This is a genomic window from Streptomyces sp. NPDC048291, assembly GCF_043201715.1.
GTDB lineage: Bacteria > Actinomycetota > Actinomycetes > Streptomycetales > Streptomycetaceae > Streptomyces.
The window spans coordinates 308,365-325,972 of sequence record NZ_JBICZC010000003.1; the positions used below are offsets into that span (position 1 = coordinate 308,365).

13 protein-coding genes and 1 pseudogene are annotated in these 17,608 nt (G+C 71.8%); 6 read left to right on the forward strand and 8 right to left on the reverse strand.

Translation table 11 applies throughout. The features are described from left to right. Nucleotides 1-2 precede the first annotated feature (2 nt). Complete coding sequence (locus ACGF5O_RS09010) at nucleotides 3-1,295, reverse strand: ABC transporter substrate-binding protein (protein ID WP_393809246.1); 1,293 nt, start codon at nucleotides 1,293-1,295, stop codon at nucleotides 3-5. A 264-nt stretch (nucleotides 1,296-1,559) separates the two neighbouring features. Between ACGF5O_RS09010 and ACGF5O_RS09015 the strand changes: the two genes are divergently transcribed. Genes ACGF5O_RS09015 through ACGF5O_RS09025 form a run of 3 tightly spaced genes read left to right on the forward strand, consistent with a single transcriptional unit; the run spans nucleotide 1,560 to nucleotide 7,666 of the window. Next, nucleotides 1,560-2,585: a LacI family DNA-binding transcriptional regulator gene (locus tag ACGF5O_RS09015; RefSeq protein WP_393809562.1), complete on the forward strand. Its 1,026-nt coding sequence runs from the start codon at nucleotides 1,560-1,562 to the stop codon at nucleotides 2,583-2,585. A 21-nt stretch (nucleotides 2,586-2,606) separates the two neighbouring features. Beyond that, the gene (locus tag ACGF5O_RS09020; protein WP_393809247.1) at nucleotides 2,607-2,957 is read left to right on the forward strand and encodes a CU044_2847 family protein; all 351 of its coding nucleotides are present in this window, start codon (nucleotides 2,607-2,609) and stop codon (nucleotides 2,955-2,957) included. A gap of 2 nt (nucleotides 2,958-2,959) precedes the next feature. Further along, nucleotides 2,960-7,666, forward strand: a complete 4,707-nt coding sequence (locus tag ACGF5O_RS09025) for a trypsin-like peptidase domain-containing protein (protein ID WP_393809248.1) — start codon at nucleotides 2,960-2,962, stop codon at nucleotides 7,664-7,666. On the opposite strand, the gene ACGF5O_RS09030 is transcribed toward ACGF5O_RS09025, so the two are convergent. The 3 genes from ACGF5O_RS09030 to ACGF5O_RS09040 are packed head-to-tail and all read right to left on the reverse strand — an operon-like array spanning nucleotide 7,655 to nucleotide 13,428. Further along, on the reverse strand, nucleotides 7,655-9,193 hold the full coding sequence (locus ACGF5O_RS09030; RefSeq protein ID WP_393809249.1) for an alpha-L-fucosidase: 1,539 nt from the start codon (nucleotides 9,191-9,193) through the stop codon (nucleotides 7,655-7,657). The two genes, ACGF5O_RS09025 and ACGF5O_RS09030, sit on opposite strands and share 12 nt — an antisense overlap. Nucleotides 9,194-9,209: 16 nt before the next feature. Beyond that, nucleotides 9,210-11,057 (reverse strand): family 20 glycosylhydrolase, encoded by a 1,848-nt coding sequence (locus tag ACGF5O_RS09035; RefSeq protein ID WP_393809250.1) that lies wholly within the window; start codon nucleotides 11,055-11,057, stop codon nucleotides 9,210-9,212. Beyond that, nucleotides 11,050-13,428 (reverse strand): alpha-L-fucosidase, encoded by a 2,379-nt coding sequence (locus ACGF5O_RS09040; protein ID WP_393809563.1) that lies wholly within the window; start codon nucleotides 13,426-13,428, stop codon nucleotides 11,050-11,052. The genes ACGF5O_RS09035 and ACGF5O_RS09040 overlap by 8 nt, the downstream gene beginning before the upstream one ends. 256 nt (nucleotides 13,429-13,684) lie before the next feature. Here ACGF5O_RS09040 and ACGF5O_RS09045 point away from each other — a divergent pair, with 256 nt between their 5' ends. Beyond that, the gene (locus ACGF5O_RS09045) at nucleotides 13,685-15,028 is read left to right on the forward strand and encodes an amidase (RefSeq protein ID WP_393809251.1); all 1,344 of its coding nucleotides are present in this window, start codon (nucleotides 13,685-13,687) and stop codon (nucleotides 15,026-15,028) included. 127 nt (nucleotides 15,029-15,155) lie between these two features. On the opposite strand, the gene ACGF5O_RS09050 is transcribed toward ACGF5O_RS09045, so the two are convergent. Then, complete coding sequence (locus ACGF5O_RS09050) at nucleotides 15,156-15,299, reverse strand: hypothetical protein (RefSeq protein WP_393809582.1); 144 nt, start codon at nucleotides 15,297-15,299, stop codon at nucleotides 15,156-15,158. A 157-nt stretch (nucleotides 15,300-15,456) separates the two neighbouring features. Continuing rightward, nucleotides 15,457-15,765 (reverse strand): annotated as a pseudogene (locus ACGF5O_RS09055) (aromatic amino acid lyase); the annotation flags it as partial. Nucleotides 15,766-15,850: 85 nt separating this feature from the next. Between ACGF5O_RS09055 and ACGF5O_RS09060 the strand changes: the two are divergent. Continuing rightward, a complete protein-coding gene (locus ACGF5O_RS09060; RefSeq protein WP_393809252.1) occupies nucleotides 15,851-16,006 on the forward strand; it encodes an NADP-dependent oxidoreductase in 156 nt (51 codons plus the stop codon). Between the two features lie 6 nt (nucleotides 16,007-16,012). On the opposite strand, the gene ACGF5O_RS09065 is transcribed toward ACGF5O_RS09060, so the two are convergent. Continuing rightward, a complete protein-coding gene (locus ACGF5O_RS09065; protein WP_393809253.1) occupies nucleotides 16,013-16,495 on the reverse strand; it encodes a GNAT family N-acetyltransferase in 483 nt (160 codons plus the stop codon). 58 nt (nucleotides 16,496-16,553) lie between these two features. Next, a complete protein-coding gene (locus tag ACGF5O_RS09070) occupies nucleotides 16,554-16,727 on the reverse strand; it encodes a hypothetical protein (protein WP_189267454.1) in 174 nt (57 codons plus the stop codon). A gap of 485 nt (nucleotides 16,728-17,212) precedes the next feature. On the opposite strand from ACGF5O_RS09070, the gene ACGF5O_RS09075 reads away from it, so the two are divergent. Further along, nucleotides 17,213-17,590, forward strand: a complete 378-nt coding sequence (locus ACGF5O_RS09075) for a hypothetical protein (RefSeq protein ID WP_393809254.1) — start codon at nucleotides 17,213-17,215, stop codon at nucleotides 17,588-17,590. Nucleotides 17,591-17,608: the final 18 nt, after the last annotated feature.

Below are 17,608 nucleotides of genomic sequence, written 5' to 3' on the forward strand. Positions count from 1 at the left end.
CCTCAGCCCTCCTGCTGGAGCAGCCGGTCGCAGGCCTTGACAGCGTTGTCGAGGGCCGTCTTGGGACTCTCCTTGCCCTGCAGCGTCTTGGCCACCTCGTTGCGCAGCGCGGTCTTCATCTGGTCGCTGAACAGGACCGGCGTGTAGTTGACGGCGTTCTTCAGCGACTTGGCGGCGGCGATGCGCACCCGGGTCTCGTCGGTGCCGTCCTCCTTGGTGAAGTACGGGTCGTCGAGGGAGCCGGCGGTGCTCGGGAAGATGGCGACCTTCTTGGCGAAGGACATCTGGTTCTGCGCGTCGGTCACGAAGTGCGCGAAGGCGACGGCGGCGGCGGTGTGCTTGGTCCGGGAGTTGACCATCACGCCCATCACGTACATGTTGACGTGGCCGGTGCTGGTGATCTGGTCGGTGATGCCGATGTTCTTGTACAGGTTCGGCGCCTGCTTCTTGAAGTTGTCGAGGTCGAGGGCGCTGCCGGGGTTCATGGCGACGGCCCCGGTGAGGAACTTCTTGCCGGTGGACTCGGGGGTCGCGGTCAGCGCCTGCGGGTCGAGCGCCTTGGCGTCGTACAACTCCTTGTATTTGGTGAGGAGTTCGATGCCCTTGGCGTCGTTGAAGGCGAAGCCGGTCCCGGCCTTGTCCATCAACTGCGAGCCGTAGCGCCCGAAGTCCTCGATCGTCGGCACGTTGGCGAGGGTGGCGACCTTGCCGTCGCTCTGCTGGGCCATCCTCAGCGCGTCGGTGAAGAGTTCGTCGTAGGTCTTCGGCGGCTGCTCCGGATCGAGGCCGGCCTGCTTGAACAACGTCTTGTTGTAGAAGAGCGGGCCGGTGTTCAGGTACCAGGGGAAGGCGTACGTGCCGCTCGTCCCCGGTATCTCGTGGCTGGCCCAGGCGCCCGCCAGATACTCCGACTTGTACTTGGCCGCCGCCTTGTCGAGGTCGAGGGCGAGGCCCGCCTTGGCGAGCGGGGCGACCAGGTCCGGGGAGACGTTGACGACGTCGGGGAGGGTGCCGCCGGCCGCGTCCGCGCTGATCTTGTCGGCGTAGCCCTCGGCCGGCTGGTCGATCCACTTCACGTGGGTGCCCGGGTACTTCTTCTCGAAGTCCGCGACCAGGCCGTCGAAGTACGACTTGAAGTTGGCGCGCAGGTTCCAGGTCTGGAAGGTGATGTCGCCCTCGACCTTGCCCGAGGCGTCGGTGGAACCGCCGTCGTCCCCGCCGGAACCGCAGGCGCTCAGCGGCAGGGCGAGGACGGCGGCAGCGGCGAGGGCGAAGGCTCTGCGGGAGATGCGCATGGTCCGTTGCTCCTTTGCAGCGGGGTCGGCCGGAGGTGCCGCGCCAGACCTTGCACGCCGTTTTGGCACCGCGTCAATGGATTCGGCGCAGCTAAAGTCATTAGTGACTCAAAACCCCTGCTCAGAAAGGTGTTACGAACGTATTGCCATGGATCGCTAATGCGCTTTAGGGTGTGGCGACTCAAGCGCATTAGCAGATCACGGCCCCGAACCGAATGAGGAAGTGAGTTGGCGGAGAAACGCGTCCCCGCGCGCCGGCCGACGATGAAGGACGTCGCCCGCCGCGCCGGTGTCTCCGAGAGCGCGGTCTCCTTCGCGCTCAACGGCCGCCCCGGGGTCTCCGAGACGACCAGGGCCCGGGTCCAGCGGATCGCCGAGCAGCTCGGCTGGCGCCCCAGCACGGCCGCCCGCGCCCTGTCCGGCGAGGGCGCGGCCACCGTCGGCTTCGTCCTCGCCCGCCCCGCGCACTCGCTCGGCGTGGACTCGTTCTTCCTGCAACTGGTCTCGGGCATCCAGGAGGTGCTCGCCGAACGCCATCTCGGACTGCTCTTCCAGATGGCGGAGGACGTGGCCGACGAGTGCGCGGTCTACCGGCGCTGGTGGGCGGAGCACCGCGTCGACGGCGTCCTGGTCGTCGACCCCCGCGCCGACGACCCACGCCCCGACCTCCTCGACGAACTCGGCCTGCCCGCCGTGGTGATCGGCGGCGCCCCCGACGAACGCCACCCCGGGCTCTCGACGGTCTGGGCGGACGACGCGGCCGCGATGGCGTCGGTGGTCGACGAGCTGACCCGGCTGGGCCACCGCCGCATCGTGCACATCGCGGGACTGCCCGGCCTCGCGCACACCCAGCGCCGGATCCGCACCCTGCGCGCGGAGGCCGCCCGGCGGGGCCTGGGCGAGGTCCACTCGGTCACCACCGACTACTCCGACGCCGAGGGCGCGGCCGTCACCCGCCGCGTCCTGCGCGCGACCCCGCCCCCGACGGCCCTGATCTACGACAACGACGTGATGGCGGTGGCCGGCGTCGCGGCGGCGGCCGAACTCGGCTACTCCGTCCCGGACGACGTCTCCGTCGTCTCCTGGGAGGACTCGGCCCTGTGCCGCATGGTCAAGCCCTGGCTCTCCGCCCTCTCCCGCGACAGCACGGAGTTCGGCCGCACGGCGGCCCGCGAGCTGACCGCCCTGCTGGACGGCGGCTCGGCACGGGCGGTACGGGTGCCGGTGCCGCATCTGACGATCCGGGGCAGCACGGCACCGGCCGCTCGCTACGATGAGCCGTCTGTCTGAGGGCTGTTACGGGGGAAGCAAGTGGACGAGGGCACGATGCCGATGATGATCCCGGTCGAGATCGACGGCCAGGCGATCCTGATGGCGGTGGCTCCCGGCGAGGGCACCTCGCAACTCGCCCTGGGCGAGGAACAGGAGATCGGCTGGCGCCGTCCCAGCCTGGACCCGGTCCTCGACGGCCTGACGGCGGTCGCCCGATCGCTGGGCACCCGGCTCCAGCAGACGGGAGCCTCGAAGGCGACGGTCGAGTTCGGCTGCGACGTCTCCTTCGAAACCGGACAGTTCCTGGCCGTTGTGGGCAAGGCCTCGTCCAAGTCCGCCTGGAAGGTGACCCTGGAGTGGACCGCGCCGGAGGCGGCCGCGGGAGCGTAGGCGTGGACGGCTGGAGGGGGTTGCTGGCGGCGGCGACGGTCGCGCTGGACCTGCCGGGGACCGACGCCGGCGGGACCGGTTTCGTGATCGCGCCGGGTGTGGTGGTGACGTGTGCCCATGTGGTGGCCGGGGCCGATGAGGTGCGGGGACGGATCGGGTCCGGGTCCGGGTTCGCGCTGACGGTGACGGACGCGGAGCGCTACCGGTCCGCCAACGGACTGGACGTGGCGTTCCTGCGGTTCGCGGCCGAGGCGTCGTACGTGCTGGCCTCACCGGTCGCCGCCCTCGGCGACCGGCTCCGGGCCTACGGTCATCCGAAGGGCGACTTCCGGGCGGGCCAGTGGGCCACGCTCGAATACCAGGGCGACTCACGTCTGGGCTTCGAGGACGCCATGGCCATGCCCCGGGGCTACGGCGTCCCGGTCGGCGAGGGCTTCAGCGGCAGCCCCGTGGTCAACGAACGTACGGGCGCGGTCTGCGGAATGCTGGCGCGGTCCAACAAGGCGGGCAGCGCCCACATGATCCCCGTCGCCGAGATCCTGGCCCGCTGCGCCGTGCCCGCGCCGCCGGTCGCCTGGCTGCAGACGCTCACGGACGAGCAGGTTCGGGCAGGAGGCCACCGGTATCCGGGCGCACTGCTGCGGGACTACCTGGAGGCGGCTCGCGAGGCCGCCGACGAGCACCCGTACGCCGCCCTGCTCACCGACGCCGGGGACGTGCCCCTGTCGACGGTGTACGTCCGTCAGGAGGCTTCGCACACCGAGGACCGGGCCGTCGACGACGGTCCGCGTGGCCGCCGACGGTCCGCCCGCGCCGGGACCGCCGCCGAGAGCGTGCTCACCGACCATCGTCACGTGCACTTCACCGGCGGGGCCGGCAGCGGCAAGTCGAGCCTGCTGCGCCGTCTCGCGTTCACCGCCGCGTCCGCATGGCTCGACGACCCCGGCCGGGCGCCCTCGTACATCCCGGTCCTGGTCACCGCCGACCAGCTCGTGGACCGTCCGCTGCCCGAAGCCCTGGCGAACGCGCTGGCCCGCGACCTGCCCGGGCTGCGCCGCTCCCCCGTACCGGAACTGTACGAGTCCGCGCCCATGCCGTCCGTCGACTGGCTCGTCTGCGTCGACGGACTCGACGAGGTGCTGGATCCGGAGCACCGCAGCCGGGTCATCCGGCTAATCCAGCGCTGGGCCCGCGAACCCCATCTGCGCTTCGTGGTGGCGAGCCGGTCACTGGTGACCGCCGAGATGAACCGGCTGGACGAACTGGAGCGCTACGTCCTGCGCGAGTTCGACGACGCCGAGGTCGGCGAACTCGTCCGTACCTGGTTCAGGGAACTGTGCGTCGAGGACGCCCGCACCCGGGCGGACACGCTCACCGACACCCTGCGTCAGGGACGGCTGGCGGAGGTGGCGCGCAATCCGCTGTACCTCACGATGATCTGCGCGGTCGCCGCCGTACGGGACCTGCCCCGCAACCCCGCCGAACTCTACGCCCGGTTCGTCGGCGTCCTCCGCGAAAAGGGGGCCCAGCGGCTCCGGCGCAGCGAACCCGGTGCGCACGGCATCACCCCCGACCTGCTGGAGCAGGTCTACGACGTCCTGCATCCCGTGGCCGAACTGCGCCAGAGGGGGGACATCCGCCCGCTGCTCGACCAGGCGGTGGAACTGCTCGTCGAGCACGCCCCGCCGGAGACCGTGCTGCGCGCGCTCACCTTCACCGGCCTGACCCGGCAGCGGGGTGGCGCCCTCTATTTCCTGCACCACACCATCCAGGAGTACCTGGCCGGGCACGCCATCGCCGACCGCCTCAACCCGAAGGACCCGGAAGCCCTGCGGACGGTCCGCGAGGCGATTGCGGCCGAGCGTCCCAACCTGGTGCTGTTCATGGCCGCTCGCTGGCACGAACAGGGCATGCCCATGGGCGAGTTCATGCGCACGGTCGTGGACGACGGAGGCTGGCGCGACCTGTTGCTGTGCGCCACGATCCTCAGCGACGAACTCGTCACGGACGAGGAACTGACGGCACGGTTCGCACGCGCCGTGCTCAAGCTCTACGACAGTGACGTGCACGTGGGTGACATCTACCCGGACTCGGTGCTGGACCGCTTGTACGCGGTGCTCGACCCACCGGGCCTGGCCGATATCGTCGGCGACCCCCATGTGCCGCACCAGGCGCGGGTCGAGGCGCTCCGGCACCTGGTGGCGCGGAACGCCGAAGGGGCCGTGGCGCTGGCCACGGTACTTGCGGACGACCCGGGTCTGTCCACCGACATCCGGGTGGACGCGGTCGGGCTGCTGGCGCGGGCGGGCGATCGGCGGGGCGCGTCCGGTCGTCTGAGGGCCCTCGCCGCGGATCCCGGTCACGTGCCCGCGACCCGGCTGAAGGCGGCCCTCGCCCTCGTCCCGCTGGATCCGGCCGCCGGGACGGACTCGCTCGCGTCGCTGCTGCGCGCAGTGGACTTCCCCCAGACCTTCGTCACCGACAGCCTGCGTCTCCTGTCGGCCGGCCGGTCCGAGGAGAGCCTCTCCGTACTGGCCGACGCCCTGGCCGACAACCCCGCGCTGGCGGGTCGTCCGCACACTCTCCGCGTGCTGAGAGGCCTGCTGCTCGCCCACGTGGCCCCGGAAGCCCTCAGGACGCTGTGCCTGGACCCCGAGGTGCCCCTGCATCTGCGGCACTGGGTGACCTGGCACCTGGACGACGTCGAGACGATTCGCCTCGTCTCCACGCAGGTCGTCCAGGACCCCCACTCGCCCGAGGACGCCGTCGACGATGCGGTGGGCAATGTCGACGACGTGACGCTCGTCGAGAGCACGGCACGGAACGAACGCCTGTCCGCCCACAGGCGGTTGCGGGCGGTCGCCCAGCTGGTCCGCCTCGACCAGCCGTCCCTGGCACTGGATTGTCTGGAAAGTCTCCTGGCCGTCCCCGGGCACGTGGACCGGTGTGCTCAGCTCCTCCGCGAACTCGGTGAGCCGGTCAGGGCCCGGCACCTGCTGGCCGAGTCGTTCAACGATCCGCAACTCCCCGTCGGCGACCGGGTCAGGCATGTCTCGTCACTGATCGCCCTGGGCGCCTCGGAGCTGCTCCGCGTCCCTCTGACGGACATGGCCGTGGACGTCGGAACCGGAGCGGCCGACCGGCTCCAGGCGGCGGAGGAGATCGAGGATCTGGATCCGGCCGGCGCCAAGGCCCTTGTCCACGGCATCGCGGCGGACGACTCGATTCCGGGCGACGACCGGCTCGACGCGGCGACCCGGCTGCTCAACTCCGGCGAACGGGACATCGCCTCCTCGCTGCTGCGCCGGATCTCCGCGGACCGGCGGGTGGGGATGCGTTACCGCGTCCGAGCCCTGGAGAAGCTGGCCGAGGTCGACCTGCGAGCCACCTCCGAGACCCTGCACCGCGTCCTCGACGAGGCCGGGCTACCGGACGAACACCTCTGGCAACTGCTGTCCCTGGCCGACGCCATGACGCCCGAGGTGACCCTTCGCAGACGCCTGTACACGCTGATCGAGGACGAGAGCGTGCCGACGGACTCCTTCCTGGACTTCGACGCCAACTGGGAATTCGACGACGCCGTGGGCGCGTCTCTCGTCCGACGCGCCCTGAGCCGTGTCGCCGAGGATCCCGCGGCCGGCCCCTGGGCGCGCACCCGGGCCGGCCAGAGACTGCTCGGGCTGGTTCCGTACCCCCGTTGGAAGGCCCTGATGGCGGAGGTCGCCGAGGACCGGATGTACTGCCTGAACCTTCATCTGGACCTCGCCGGCTACGGCACCTACCCGTACAGCCCCGAGGTCTCCCAGACTCAGTCGTTCGTCCGGGAGGAGGAGGGCGTCACCGCCCCGGCGGGAGCCTTCGCCGGGGTCGACCCCCGTGAAGCCGCGGAGTACTGGATCGAGTCGCTGGCACAGCGCCGCCCGGAAGCGGTCACCCGGCTCGGCAATCTGTGGTTGCTGGTGCACGTCGAGGCGGAGTCCGACCGCATCCGGGAGCGTCTGCTGTCCTGGGCGCGGGACACCGAGGCACCGCTTCCCGAGCGGATCGCGGCGTCCCGGGTCGCCGCCGGGCATCCCCATGACGACTGGCACGCCGTGGCCTCCGACGCCTCCGTCCCGCCCGAACTCCGGGTGGCGATCTGCGAGCACCTACCGGTGAGCGGCGCGTTCAACCGCATCCCCCTCACCCGCGCCTTGACCGCGGAGGCGGCCCACCCGGTCGGCGTCCGCGCACAGGCCGCCGCCCTCCTCGCCGAAGACCTGGGCGAGGAAGGCCGCCAAGCCCTCCTCGCCCTCTCGGGCCCCGCCACCACGGCCCCCGAAGCCCATCTCGCCGCCGCGGCCGCCTGGGTGAAGCTGGACATCGGCTGCGAGGCGGAGGCCGCCTGCCTCAGGGTTCTGGACGACGCACGGGCAACCGCCCACCACCGGGTCCGCGCCGCGGGCGAGCTCCTGCGCTGGCGCTCGGCACGTGACGCGGCCAAGCGGACCCTGAGATCGGTGCTTTCCGCCCCGGACGCACCCGTCCCCGTACGCATCGACGCGGCCGAGCGTCTGCTCACCGCCCGTGCGACCGCCGACGCCCACCTGGGTCTCCTGCGGCTGGCCCTCGAACACACGCCGACGTCCGGCGAACGATCACGCATCACCGCTCTGCTGCCGGCCGACCTCCGGGCACACCTCGACGGCGTCACCCGGTCAGACAGCTGACCGGTACAACCCGAACTCCGCAAGCCGCGCCTCGGCCCGGGACGCTGTGACCCTGAGCCGCCACCGGCGGGCCCGTACCGGCGTTGCGAGACGCAGGATCCTGCTCGCGCCGACCGTCCCGGCCTCGGCCACCTCGGTCCAGGAGCCGTCCGTGTACGCCTCGACCACGGCCCCCTCCACCTGCTGCCCGTACCGGATGTCCTCGGCCAGCCGGACCCGGTCCACCTCCAGCTCGCGGCCCAGGTCGACGGTCACCCCGCCCGGCGTCACCGCGCGCCGTGCGCCGTGTGCGAGGTCCGCGGGCAATTCCCGGTCGACCCGTTCGCGGAACTCGCGCAGCCGGGTGACGTCCGTGGCGTGCAGCAGACCGTCGGTGTCCGGGGGGACATTGAGCAGCAGGACGGCGTTGCGGCCCACCGAGCCGAAGTAGATCTCCGTCAACTCGTCGACGGATTTGGGCTGTTGGTCGGCGTGGTAGAACCAGCCGTCCCGGATGGACACGTCGCACTCGGCCGGCCACCACTGGAGGTAGTCGGTCTTCGGCCGGGCCGCGACCAGGGCGGCCCGGCTGCCCTCGTCGGCGGTGTCGTAGGACAGAGCCCAGTCCGTGCGGCCGTACTGGTTCTCCTTGACGGGGATGACGCTCCACTCGTCCTCGCGGGCCAGCCCGCTCTCGTTGCCGACCCAGCGCAGGTCGGGGCCGGTGACCGCGATCGCGGCGGCCGGGGCGAGCGCGCGCACCAGCGTGTACCAGCTGTCCCAGTCGTAGTCCTCCACCTTGTCCGGCGGGATGTGGCCCTGGGCGCCGTCGAACCAGACCTCGTCGACCGGGCCGTACTCGGTGAGCACCTCGTAGAGGGTGTTGAGCATGTGGGCGCCGTAGTCGGTGGCATCGAGGGTGAAGGAGCGGGACGGGGTACGGTCGTCGCCGTCGACCGGGGTCGGGATCGTGCGGGGCGAGCGTGCGCTGCCGTTGGCGTAGACGCCGTGCAGGTACTGGTTCTCGTCGGCCGGGGAGAGGTAGACGCCGACCTTCAGGCCGTACCGGCGCATGGAGTCGGCGAAGGAGCGCAGGACGTCGCCGTGGCCGCCCTGCCAACTGCTGGCCCCGACGGTGTGGTCGGTGTAGCGGGACGGGTAGAGGACGAACCCGTCGTGGTGTTTGACGGTGAGGATGGCGAGCCGGAAGCCGCCGTCGCGCAGGGCTCGGGCCCACTGGTCGGTGTCGAGGCCGGTGGGCTGGAAGACGTCCGGGTCCTCGTCGCCGGTGCCCCATTCCAGGCCGGTGAAGGTGTTGACGCCGAAGTGCAGGAACGCCGTGCGTTCCAGGGCCTGCCAGGCGATCTGCCGGGCGGTGGGCCGGACCTGGGAGGCCTTGCGGACCAGGTCGGCCTCGGTGTCGTCGGGGCCGACCGGGATACGGGACCGGTCGGTGTCCGCGGTGGCGGTGGCCGGGAGGGCCGGGAGGCCGGCCGTCATCGCCACGGCCGCCGCCGAGGTGACGAAGACGCGTCGGGAGAGATGCATGGGCGTGCTCCTCGGGTCAGGAGAGGTGCCAGAGGGCGGGGGTGCGCTGGTCGGGCGGGTACTGGACCGGGCGGCCGTCGTCCGTCAGGGTCAGCGCCATGCGGGTGATCGCGTTGATCAGGTGGTAGCCGGTCGCCGCCGGCTCCAGCTCCCAGCGCTGCAGGGTGTTCCCGCTGTCGCAGGGCTCCCAGGTCGCCTGCACGCCGGGCTGGAGCGGGGCGTTGAGCGTGAGCCTGCCGCCGTGGATCTCCAGGCAGCCGTCGGCCCCGCGGAGGGTCGCGTAGCCGTCGGCGGTGCGCAGGACCTCCGCCCGGTACGCCACCCCGTCCGCCCGGAGGGTGTACGTCCCGTCCGGTACCGGCACCTTCGTCAGGTCCCGCCAGCCGGGTGCGTGTCCGACCGCGGTGCCGCGTGCGGCGAACTCCGCGTAGGTGGCGTCGGGGTGCGGGTCGCCCCAGGTGGCCTGGGCGATGTGCCGTAGCGCGGGCCACAGTTCGGCCGCGACCTCGTTCTCGGTCTCGCCGCTGCCGTTGTCCGGCCAGAGGCTGATCTTGGCGCCCGTGATGCCGGTGGCGGAGTCGAGCTTCTCGCCCTCGAAGGAGCGTGGGTCCCAACTCTGGTCGTAGAGCGCCTCGGTGTCGCTGTGGAAGCCGCCGCGGACGAGGTAGAGCGAGTACGACGCGTTCATCACCGGGTAGCCCTGGGCGATCAGTTCACTGGGTTTCACCGCCACGTTCAGCCAGTGCTCGACGGTCGTCCCGGCGGCCACGGGGACGGTGTTGGCGCCGGTGAGGCCGTCGTTCCAGATGCGCAGGTGCCGTCCCCTGCCCGCCGCGTAGGCCTGGACCCGGTTGACGAAGTCCACGTAGGCGTCCTGCGGGGTGGCGTCCGGGCCGTACTTCTGCTGGGCGTACCGGAGCATCTGCGGGTACTTGGCGTAGTCGGAGCCGAGCATGTACTCGTCGGCGCCCATGTGCCAGGACGTCGCGGTGAAGACCTGGGCGTACTCGTCCATCAGGCTCGTGTAGTAGTCGAAGGCGGCCTGCTGGGTGACGTCGAGCCGGGCCGGCTGCTTGACGCCGTCGGAGTCGGTCAGTTGCAGGTCGGGGCGGTTCTCGATCCAGGGGTCCATGTGGCCCGGGGAGTTGATCTCGGGGATGATCTCGACGTGGTAGCGGTCGCCTAGGGCGACGAGGTGCCGTATCTCGTCCTTGGTGTAGTAGCCCCAGGTGTTCGCCTCGGGATGGGCGTCGCTCTTCACCTTCAGTTCCAGGAGCAGCTGGTTGAGCTTGTGGTACGCCATCTCGCGGACCAGGTTCTCCAGCCAGGGCAGGGAGACGTGGATGTAGCAGGCGCAGACGCCGACGCCCCGCTCGCGGTAGCGCGGCACGTCGGTGGTGTGTCCGGCGGGGATCCGGTCGCCGCGGGCGAGGAGCTGGAGGAGGGTGCGGGTGCCGTAGAAGGCTCCGGTCTCGCTCGCGCCGGTGATCGACAGCCGTCGGCCGGCGGTGAGTTCGTAGCCCTCGGTGCCCAGCGCGGGCCGTGCCGACGGGCGGACGTCGATGACGATGTCGCCGGGGTGGGAGGCGCTCGTGACGACCGGGACCACGCCGTGTCCGGCCGCCCGGAGGTCGTCGGCGAGGGTGTCGGCGACCCGGCGCCCGGCGGCGTCCGAGGCGACGAGACGCGTACCGGGGCCGAACGCGTAACTCCCCTGTGCCGAGACCCAGTCGGTCAGCGCGGGCACGGTGACCGGTGCGGCCGCCGGCTGCTCCTGCGCCGCCGCCGGGGCCGGTGCCACCAGCAGGGTCAGCGCCGCCGCGGCCCCGAGGAGCCGCAGCAGCCGTCGTCGGGCCTCACCCATGCCATTCCACCTTGAACACCCACGCGTGCCGTCCTGCCCTGCGGGCCGCCTCGGGCACGTCGATCACCAGGGCGCCGTTGGAGACCGTCCAGGTCAGGGGGCGGCCGTGGCCGAGCATGGTCACCTTGTCACCGGTGCGGACCGGCACCGGGGCCTCGACGGTGAGCTTGGCGCCCGGCCGGGTCAGGGAGTGGATGTAGAAGGCCTCGTCCGGGCGGACCGTGAACCGCAGGTCGTCGCCGAGCTGGGCCATGCGCGACCAGTACGTGGTGCCGTGGATCGCCTCGCCGTTGACGGCGAGCCAGGCGCCGGTCTCGCGCAGCCGGGTCTGCATGATCTCCGGGATGGTGCCGTCGGCGCGCGGGCCGATGTCCAGGAGGAAGTTGCCGTTCTTGGAGACGATGTCGACGAGGCTGTGCACGACCTCCTCGGTGGTCATGTAGGCGTCGTCCGGGGTCTGCCGGTTGTAGCCGTAACTGCGGGGGTCCAGGCCCCTGCTGGCCTCCCACTTGGCGACGACCGTGTCGGCGTACGTCGTGTACTCGGGCGTCGTGTAGTCGTGGAAGCCGATGCCCGAGCGGTCGTTGACGGTCACGTCGACCGGACGGGCCCGGTTCTTGGCGTGGTTGAAGTACTCGGCGAGGACATGGACGCTGTCGTTGGCGCCGCCGATGTCGCACCAGATGATCTCCGGGTCGTAGCCGTGGATCAGTTCCAGCAGCTGCGGGGCCTGGTAGTCCCGTACGAAGTCCTTGCCTGCGGTGTAGCCGGTGTACGGCAGCGGGTCCAGGGTGTACGGGTTGCGCGGGGCGTGGCCCATCCAGGGGCTGTCGGGGTTGAACCACTCGGGCATGGAGAAGTAGAGGCCGCGGTGGAGTTCGGGCGTGTACCGCCGGGACGCGTCGAACAGCTCCTTCACCAGGTCCCGTTTCGGGCCGAGCTGTACCGCGTTGCGGCCGGAGACCCTGGTGTCCCACAGGGCGAAGCCCTCGTGGTGCTTGGAGGTCAGGACGTGGTACCGGGCACCGGCGTCGCGGAACAGCTCCACCCAGGCGCGCGGGTCGAACTTCTCGGCGGTGAAGCGCGGGATGAAGTCGTCGTAGGCGAAGTCCGGGCCGTAGGTGTCCCGGTGGTATGCGTACGTCGGGTTGTTCGGGTCCTGCATCTGGTCCCAGTACCACTCGGCGTACTGCACCCCGACCGGCGCCCAGGCGGGCACCGAGTAGACGCCCCAGTGGATGAAGATGCCGAACTTGGCGTCGTTGAACCAGTAGGGCGCGCGGTGGCCGGCCAACGAGGTCCCGGTGGGCTGGTAGTCGGCGGTGCCGAGCGTCAACGTGCTCTGTTTCGCGGCGGCTTGGGTGCCGCGGCCGTGGACGGCGACCGTGCCGTCCTGCTGGGTGCCGGGCGCGGTGCCCGTGCGGTTGCGGATGCCGACGCGGACGCGGGCCTGTTCGCCGGGGTCGAGGCGGTGGACGCGGGCGGGCTCGACGGTGCGGGCGCCGGGGACGTCGACGCGTACGGACACCGTGTCGCCCGCCAGGATCGCGACGGTGCCCGCGTTGACGACGGTGGCCTCGACGCTCTGGGCGCCGGTGGCGTCGAGCAGGGAACTGGTGGACCGGGTGTCGCGCAGCGCCAGCGCCCGTCCCTGGGCGACGGGCTGGAGGGAGAGCGCGAAGACGTGCAGGGCGGTCTTGCCGGCCTCCGCCGGGTTGGTGACCGGCAGGGTGAGGGCGACGGCCTCGCGCTGCGGGTCGATCCACACCTCGGAGGTGCCGATGCCGACGCTGTGCGCGTCCTTGCCGCCGTCCGGCTGGTAGCGGTACGGCGCCGACAGGGACCCGCCCACCGAGTACCAGTCGCCGCCGCTCAGGCCGCCGGTGCTGGTCGTGCCGTCGGCGTAGTGGACGGTGGCGGTGCCGGAGGCGGTGCCGTAGCTGCCCGCGGTGAGGAAGAGCGCCGACAGGTAGCGGCCCCTGGGGAGGTCCAGGCGCTGGCCGAGTGCGACGACGTTGTTGCCGGCGCCCGCCGTGGCGGCCGGGAAGTCGAAGGGGATGCCGTCGACCTCGACCCGCCCGGCCGGGAGTTCCTCGCCCGGGAACGTGTAGCCGGAGCCGTCGAAGTCACCGCCGCGGGCGGCGGCGGTGTCGATGCCATCGTTGTCGTAGAGGGCGTCGAGCGGTACGGGAACCGGGTCGGGGACGGGAACCCAGGGCGACGCGGCCACCGCTTCGGCCTGCTCGGCGGCCGACCCGGTGGCGTGCGCTTCGGCGGCATGCGCCTCGGCCGGTGCGGTGAGGGGCAGGGCCGCCGCCGCGGCGGCACCCGCGGCGATACCCAGGACCTGGCGTCTCGGTGGAGGAGACATGCTCATTGCGCGGCTCCATTCATCGGATGTCTGATGATTGAGCGGGCTCAGAGGACTGTCAATGGGGCGTGCACCAACGAGAGTTGGGCCAGTGGTCGGATGACCTGCGGGAGGAGCGCAGGCATCGCCGGCCGTGTCGCGGCGGATCCGGTCGCTGTGACCAGGAGCCGGGACTCTCGACGTGGCGCCCGCGGCCGGGCAGAGTGCCCTTTCGTACCGACGAGTAAGCCGCTTGTCCGCACCCCGAGGAGTGCCCGTGACCGACTGGGCCGGCCGCACCGCCGCCGAGATCGCCGACGCCGTACGTGAGAAGCAGGTCACGCCCCGGGAGGTGGTCGCCGCGCACCTGGAGCGGATCGCCCGGCTCGACGGGCGGATCGGCGCGTTCCGCAAGGTCCGGACGGAGGCGGCGCTGGCGGAGGCGGACGAGGTCGCGGCCCGTGCCGACCTCGCCGGACTCCCCCTCGCCGGGGTGCCGTTGGCGGTGAAGGACAACCTGGCGGTGCGCGGTGAGGCGCACCTGGACGGTTCGGCCGCGATGCCGGACACGCCCGCCGACGCGGACCATGTCACGGTGGCCCGGCTGCGGGCGGCGGGCGCGGTGGTCATCGGGCTGACCAACGTGCCCGAGCTCTGTGTCTTCGGCACCACCGAGGGGGCGCACGGCATCACCCGCAACCCGTGGGACACCGGGCGCAGCGCGGGCGGCTCCTCGGGCGGCAGCGCGGCCGCGGTCGCCGCCGGGCTCGCGCCGATCGCGCTGGGCAACGACGGCATGGGCTCGCTGCGGATCCCCGCGGCCAACTGCGGTCTGGTCACCATCAAGCCGGGGTTCGGCGTGGTGCCGGCCGGGATCGGCAACGGCGACTGGTTCGGCATGTCGGAGAACGGGCCGCTGGCGACCACCGTGGCGGACGCCCGGCTGATGCTCTCGGTCCTGGCGGAGCGGGAGTTCGAGAGCACCGGGGAGCGCACCCCGCGGAAGATCGCCGTCTCGCTGCGCAGCCCGCTGGTCGGGGTGACCGTCAGCAAGCCGTATACGAACGCGGCGACGGAGGCGGCCGGGCTGCTGGCGGGCACCGGACACCGGGTGCGGCGCGCCGACCCGCCGTACCCGGCGTCGATCGGTGTCACCGCGATCCGGCACTGGACCGCCGGGACGGCCGTGGACGCGGCCGGCCTGGACCCCGCCCTGCTGGCCCGGCGGACCCGGGTGCACGCGGCCATCGGGCGCCGCTTCCTGCACGGGGTGCAGGTGGGCGACGCCCGTGAGCGGCTGCGCGCCCGGCTCGCCCCGTTCTTCGCCGAGCACGACGTGCTGCTCACCCCCGCCCTGGCCCGGCACGCCCCGAAGGCGGCCCCCTGGCACGAGCGGGGCTGGTTCCGCAACGCCCTGGCGGGTTCCAACTACTCCCCGCTGACCCCGGCCTGGAACCTCACCGGCTGGCCGGCGATGTCGGTCCCGTTCGGCACGCTGGCCTCGGGCGCGCCCTGTGCCGTGCAGCTGGTGGGCCGGCCGGGGTCGGAGGCGGTGCTGCTGGAGGTGGCCCAGCAGCTGGAGACGCTGCGGCCCTGGCAGCGGGTGGCGCCGGTCGGCTGAGTTCGCCGCCCGAGGTGCCGAGGCCGGTCGTCGGTCCTCGGTCGTCCGCGGCGCCGTGGTGGCTGGTCGCGCCCACGCGGCGGTAGCCGCACATGCAATACAGCCCCGCGCCCTTTGGGGCGCGGCTTCAGGGCGTGAGCAGTTCGTCGAAGGTGCCGGCGCGGATCAGGGCCACCACGGCCGCGATGTCCGCGTCCATCCGCCGGTCCGTGTCGACGAACGGCGCGCGGGTGCGGATGAGGTCGTACGCGGCCCGGGTGCGCGAACCCATGAGCTCGGCCCCGCGCAGGTCCAGTGCCTGGCAGGCGGTGAGCAGATGGCTGGAATCCGGCGTCGTCGAGCGGGTCGTTCAGGTCCAGCACCTGGCTGTGCGGTAGGGCGAGCCGGGAGTCGGCGAGCAGCTGTGCGATCAGCTCGGCGCCGGCGAGTTGTCCGGGGTGCGGCTTGGCCCCGTGGATGAACGCGGCGAAGTGTCCCCGGTTGCCGAACAGCGCCTCGGAGGCCATCGCCGTGCACAGGGCGGCGACCCCGGCGAGCCGTTCGGCGGCGGCGGTGGCCAGGACCGCGAAGGCGGAGCTGCACGAGGTGCCGTTGATCAGCGCGAGCCCGTCCTTGGCCTCCGGCACCAGCGGTTCGAGCCCGACTTCGGCGAAGACCTCGGCGGCCTCGCGCACCTCGCCGCGGAACCGGACGCTGCCGGATCCGGTCGGCACGGAGGCGCAGGTCGCCGCCTTCATCGCCGCGGGCGAACTCGCCCTGCCGCCGCGGAAGACGGTGGAGCAGGGCGCCGCGACCTGGGTACTGCTGGCGGCCTCGCCGTAGGTGGTGGGGGTCGGCGGCCGCTACTACGAGGACTGCGCGGAGGCAAAGCCGGTCACCGAGCGGGCCGCCGACACTGTCGGCGGTGTCGCGCCGTACGCCCTGGACCGGGAGAACGCGGCCCGGCTGTGGGCGGTTTCCGAGGCGCTCGTCGGCTGACGCGCCTCACAGGGCGCGGTACATGATGTGCAGGCCGACCGGTCCGTGCTCGGGGTGGTCGAAGGCCCCCGGGACCGTGCCGAGGATCGTGAAGCCGAGGGAGGTCCACAGGGCCACGGCGGGGTTGGTCTCGACGACGGCGTTGAAGACCATCGCCCGGTAGCCGTGCGCCCGGGCCTCGGCGAGGATGTGCTCGGCGAGCGCACGCCCGATGCCCCGGCCGCCCTGGTCGGGGTCGACCATGAAGCCGGCGTTGGCGACGCCTGCGGCGGGGCCCCCGTAGTTGGGGGTCAGGTAGGCGGAGCCGACGACGGCTCCGGTGGGGTCCTCGGCGACGTAGACACGCTTCGCCGGACTCATCCACAGCTCGCGGGCCGCCTGCTCCGAGGTGTCGGGGTCCCAGCCGTAGGTCTCGGCGGCGGCGACGATCCGGTGCCAGAAGGGCCAGATCTGCGGCCAGTCGGCCGCGGTGGCTTCTCTGATCAGCATGGGCGTGAGTCTCGCACGCCCATGCGCGTCGGCGATCGCGACGGGACCGACCTGGCGGTCAGTCCACGCTGGGCAGGATGTGGGGCTCGGCGAGATCCTCCTCGTAACCCGCGAGGCGGATCGGGGCGGACCGGGCCCACACGTCGAGGCTGCCGAGCTGTCCGGGGCGGCTGCCCGCGCGCTCCGTGCGTTCCTTGGGGCGCTGCTCGCGATTCGTCTTCTCAGGTGTCACCGCGCACTCCTTATGTGTCGGTCACCCTCGGGGCGTGCCGGACGGTCTGCGTTCCGGTGCCGGGCGCCCGCTCGGGTCTGGATGAAAGGCCGGTTCGGACGCGGTGGCGCCGGTAGCTCACAAGAGAGCGGGCCGCTGTCGGCCGACTCGTCCCGGGACGGACCGTGGGTGTGGGTGGGACCCCTTTTTGCTGTCCGTCCCCTATAGATTAACCAAATGAGCAGGGGTCCGCTCGATAGGGAGTGCAAACAAGGTGTAACTATCGCGAGTCGCTCCGCATTTCGGCGACCCGGAAATACACCTTTTCGTAACATGATGCCCCCTTTGCGGCCCGGCCGCCCCACCTCTCCATGCGAATGCATTTTCGAAGAGACGGGTCGCCGCTCCCCTCACAGGCTGCGCAGTTCAGGTTGCGTTGGCCGGGTCGAAAACTCGACATGATCCGATGGCGCAGGACAACGGCTGTCTCGCGGAAGGACTGACGCATGGAGCTGCGCAGCGTCGAGGAGCTGATGGATCTGCTGTACGCCTGCCGGCACCAGCACGGGCTGCGCACCGCGGCACTGCTGCGCCGCAGCCGCCCCGCCGACAAGGAACTCCAGGTCGCGGGCCTGGTGCACGGCATCGAGGAACTGCTCGGCCCCGCCGACGGCACCGCACACGCGGTACGGCACCTGCTCGGGGAACGCGTCTACCACCTGGTCCGCGGGCGCGGCGGCGCCACCGACGACGACGTGCTGCGCCTGCGCCAGGCGGACGAGGAGAGCCGCACCGCGGGCTTCGACGCCGGTGTCCTGGAGGACTGGCGGACCGTCCTGGAACTGGTCGCGGCCCGCAACTCCCGCCTGGGGGCTGTCGACTGACGTTCCGTCATGAGACGG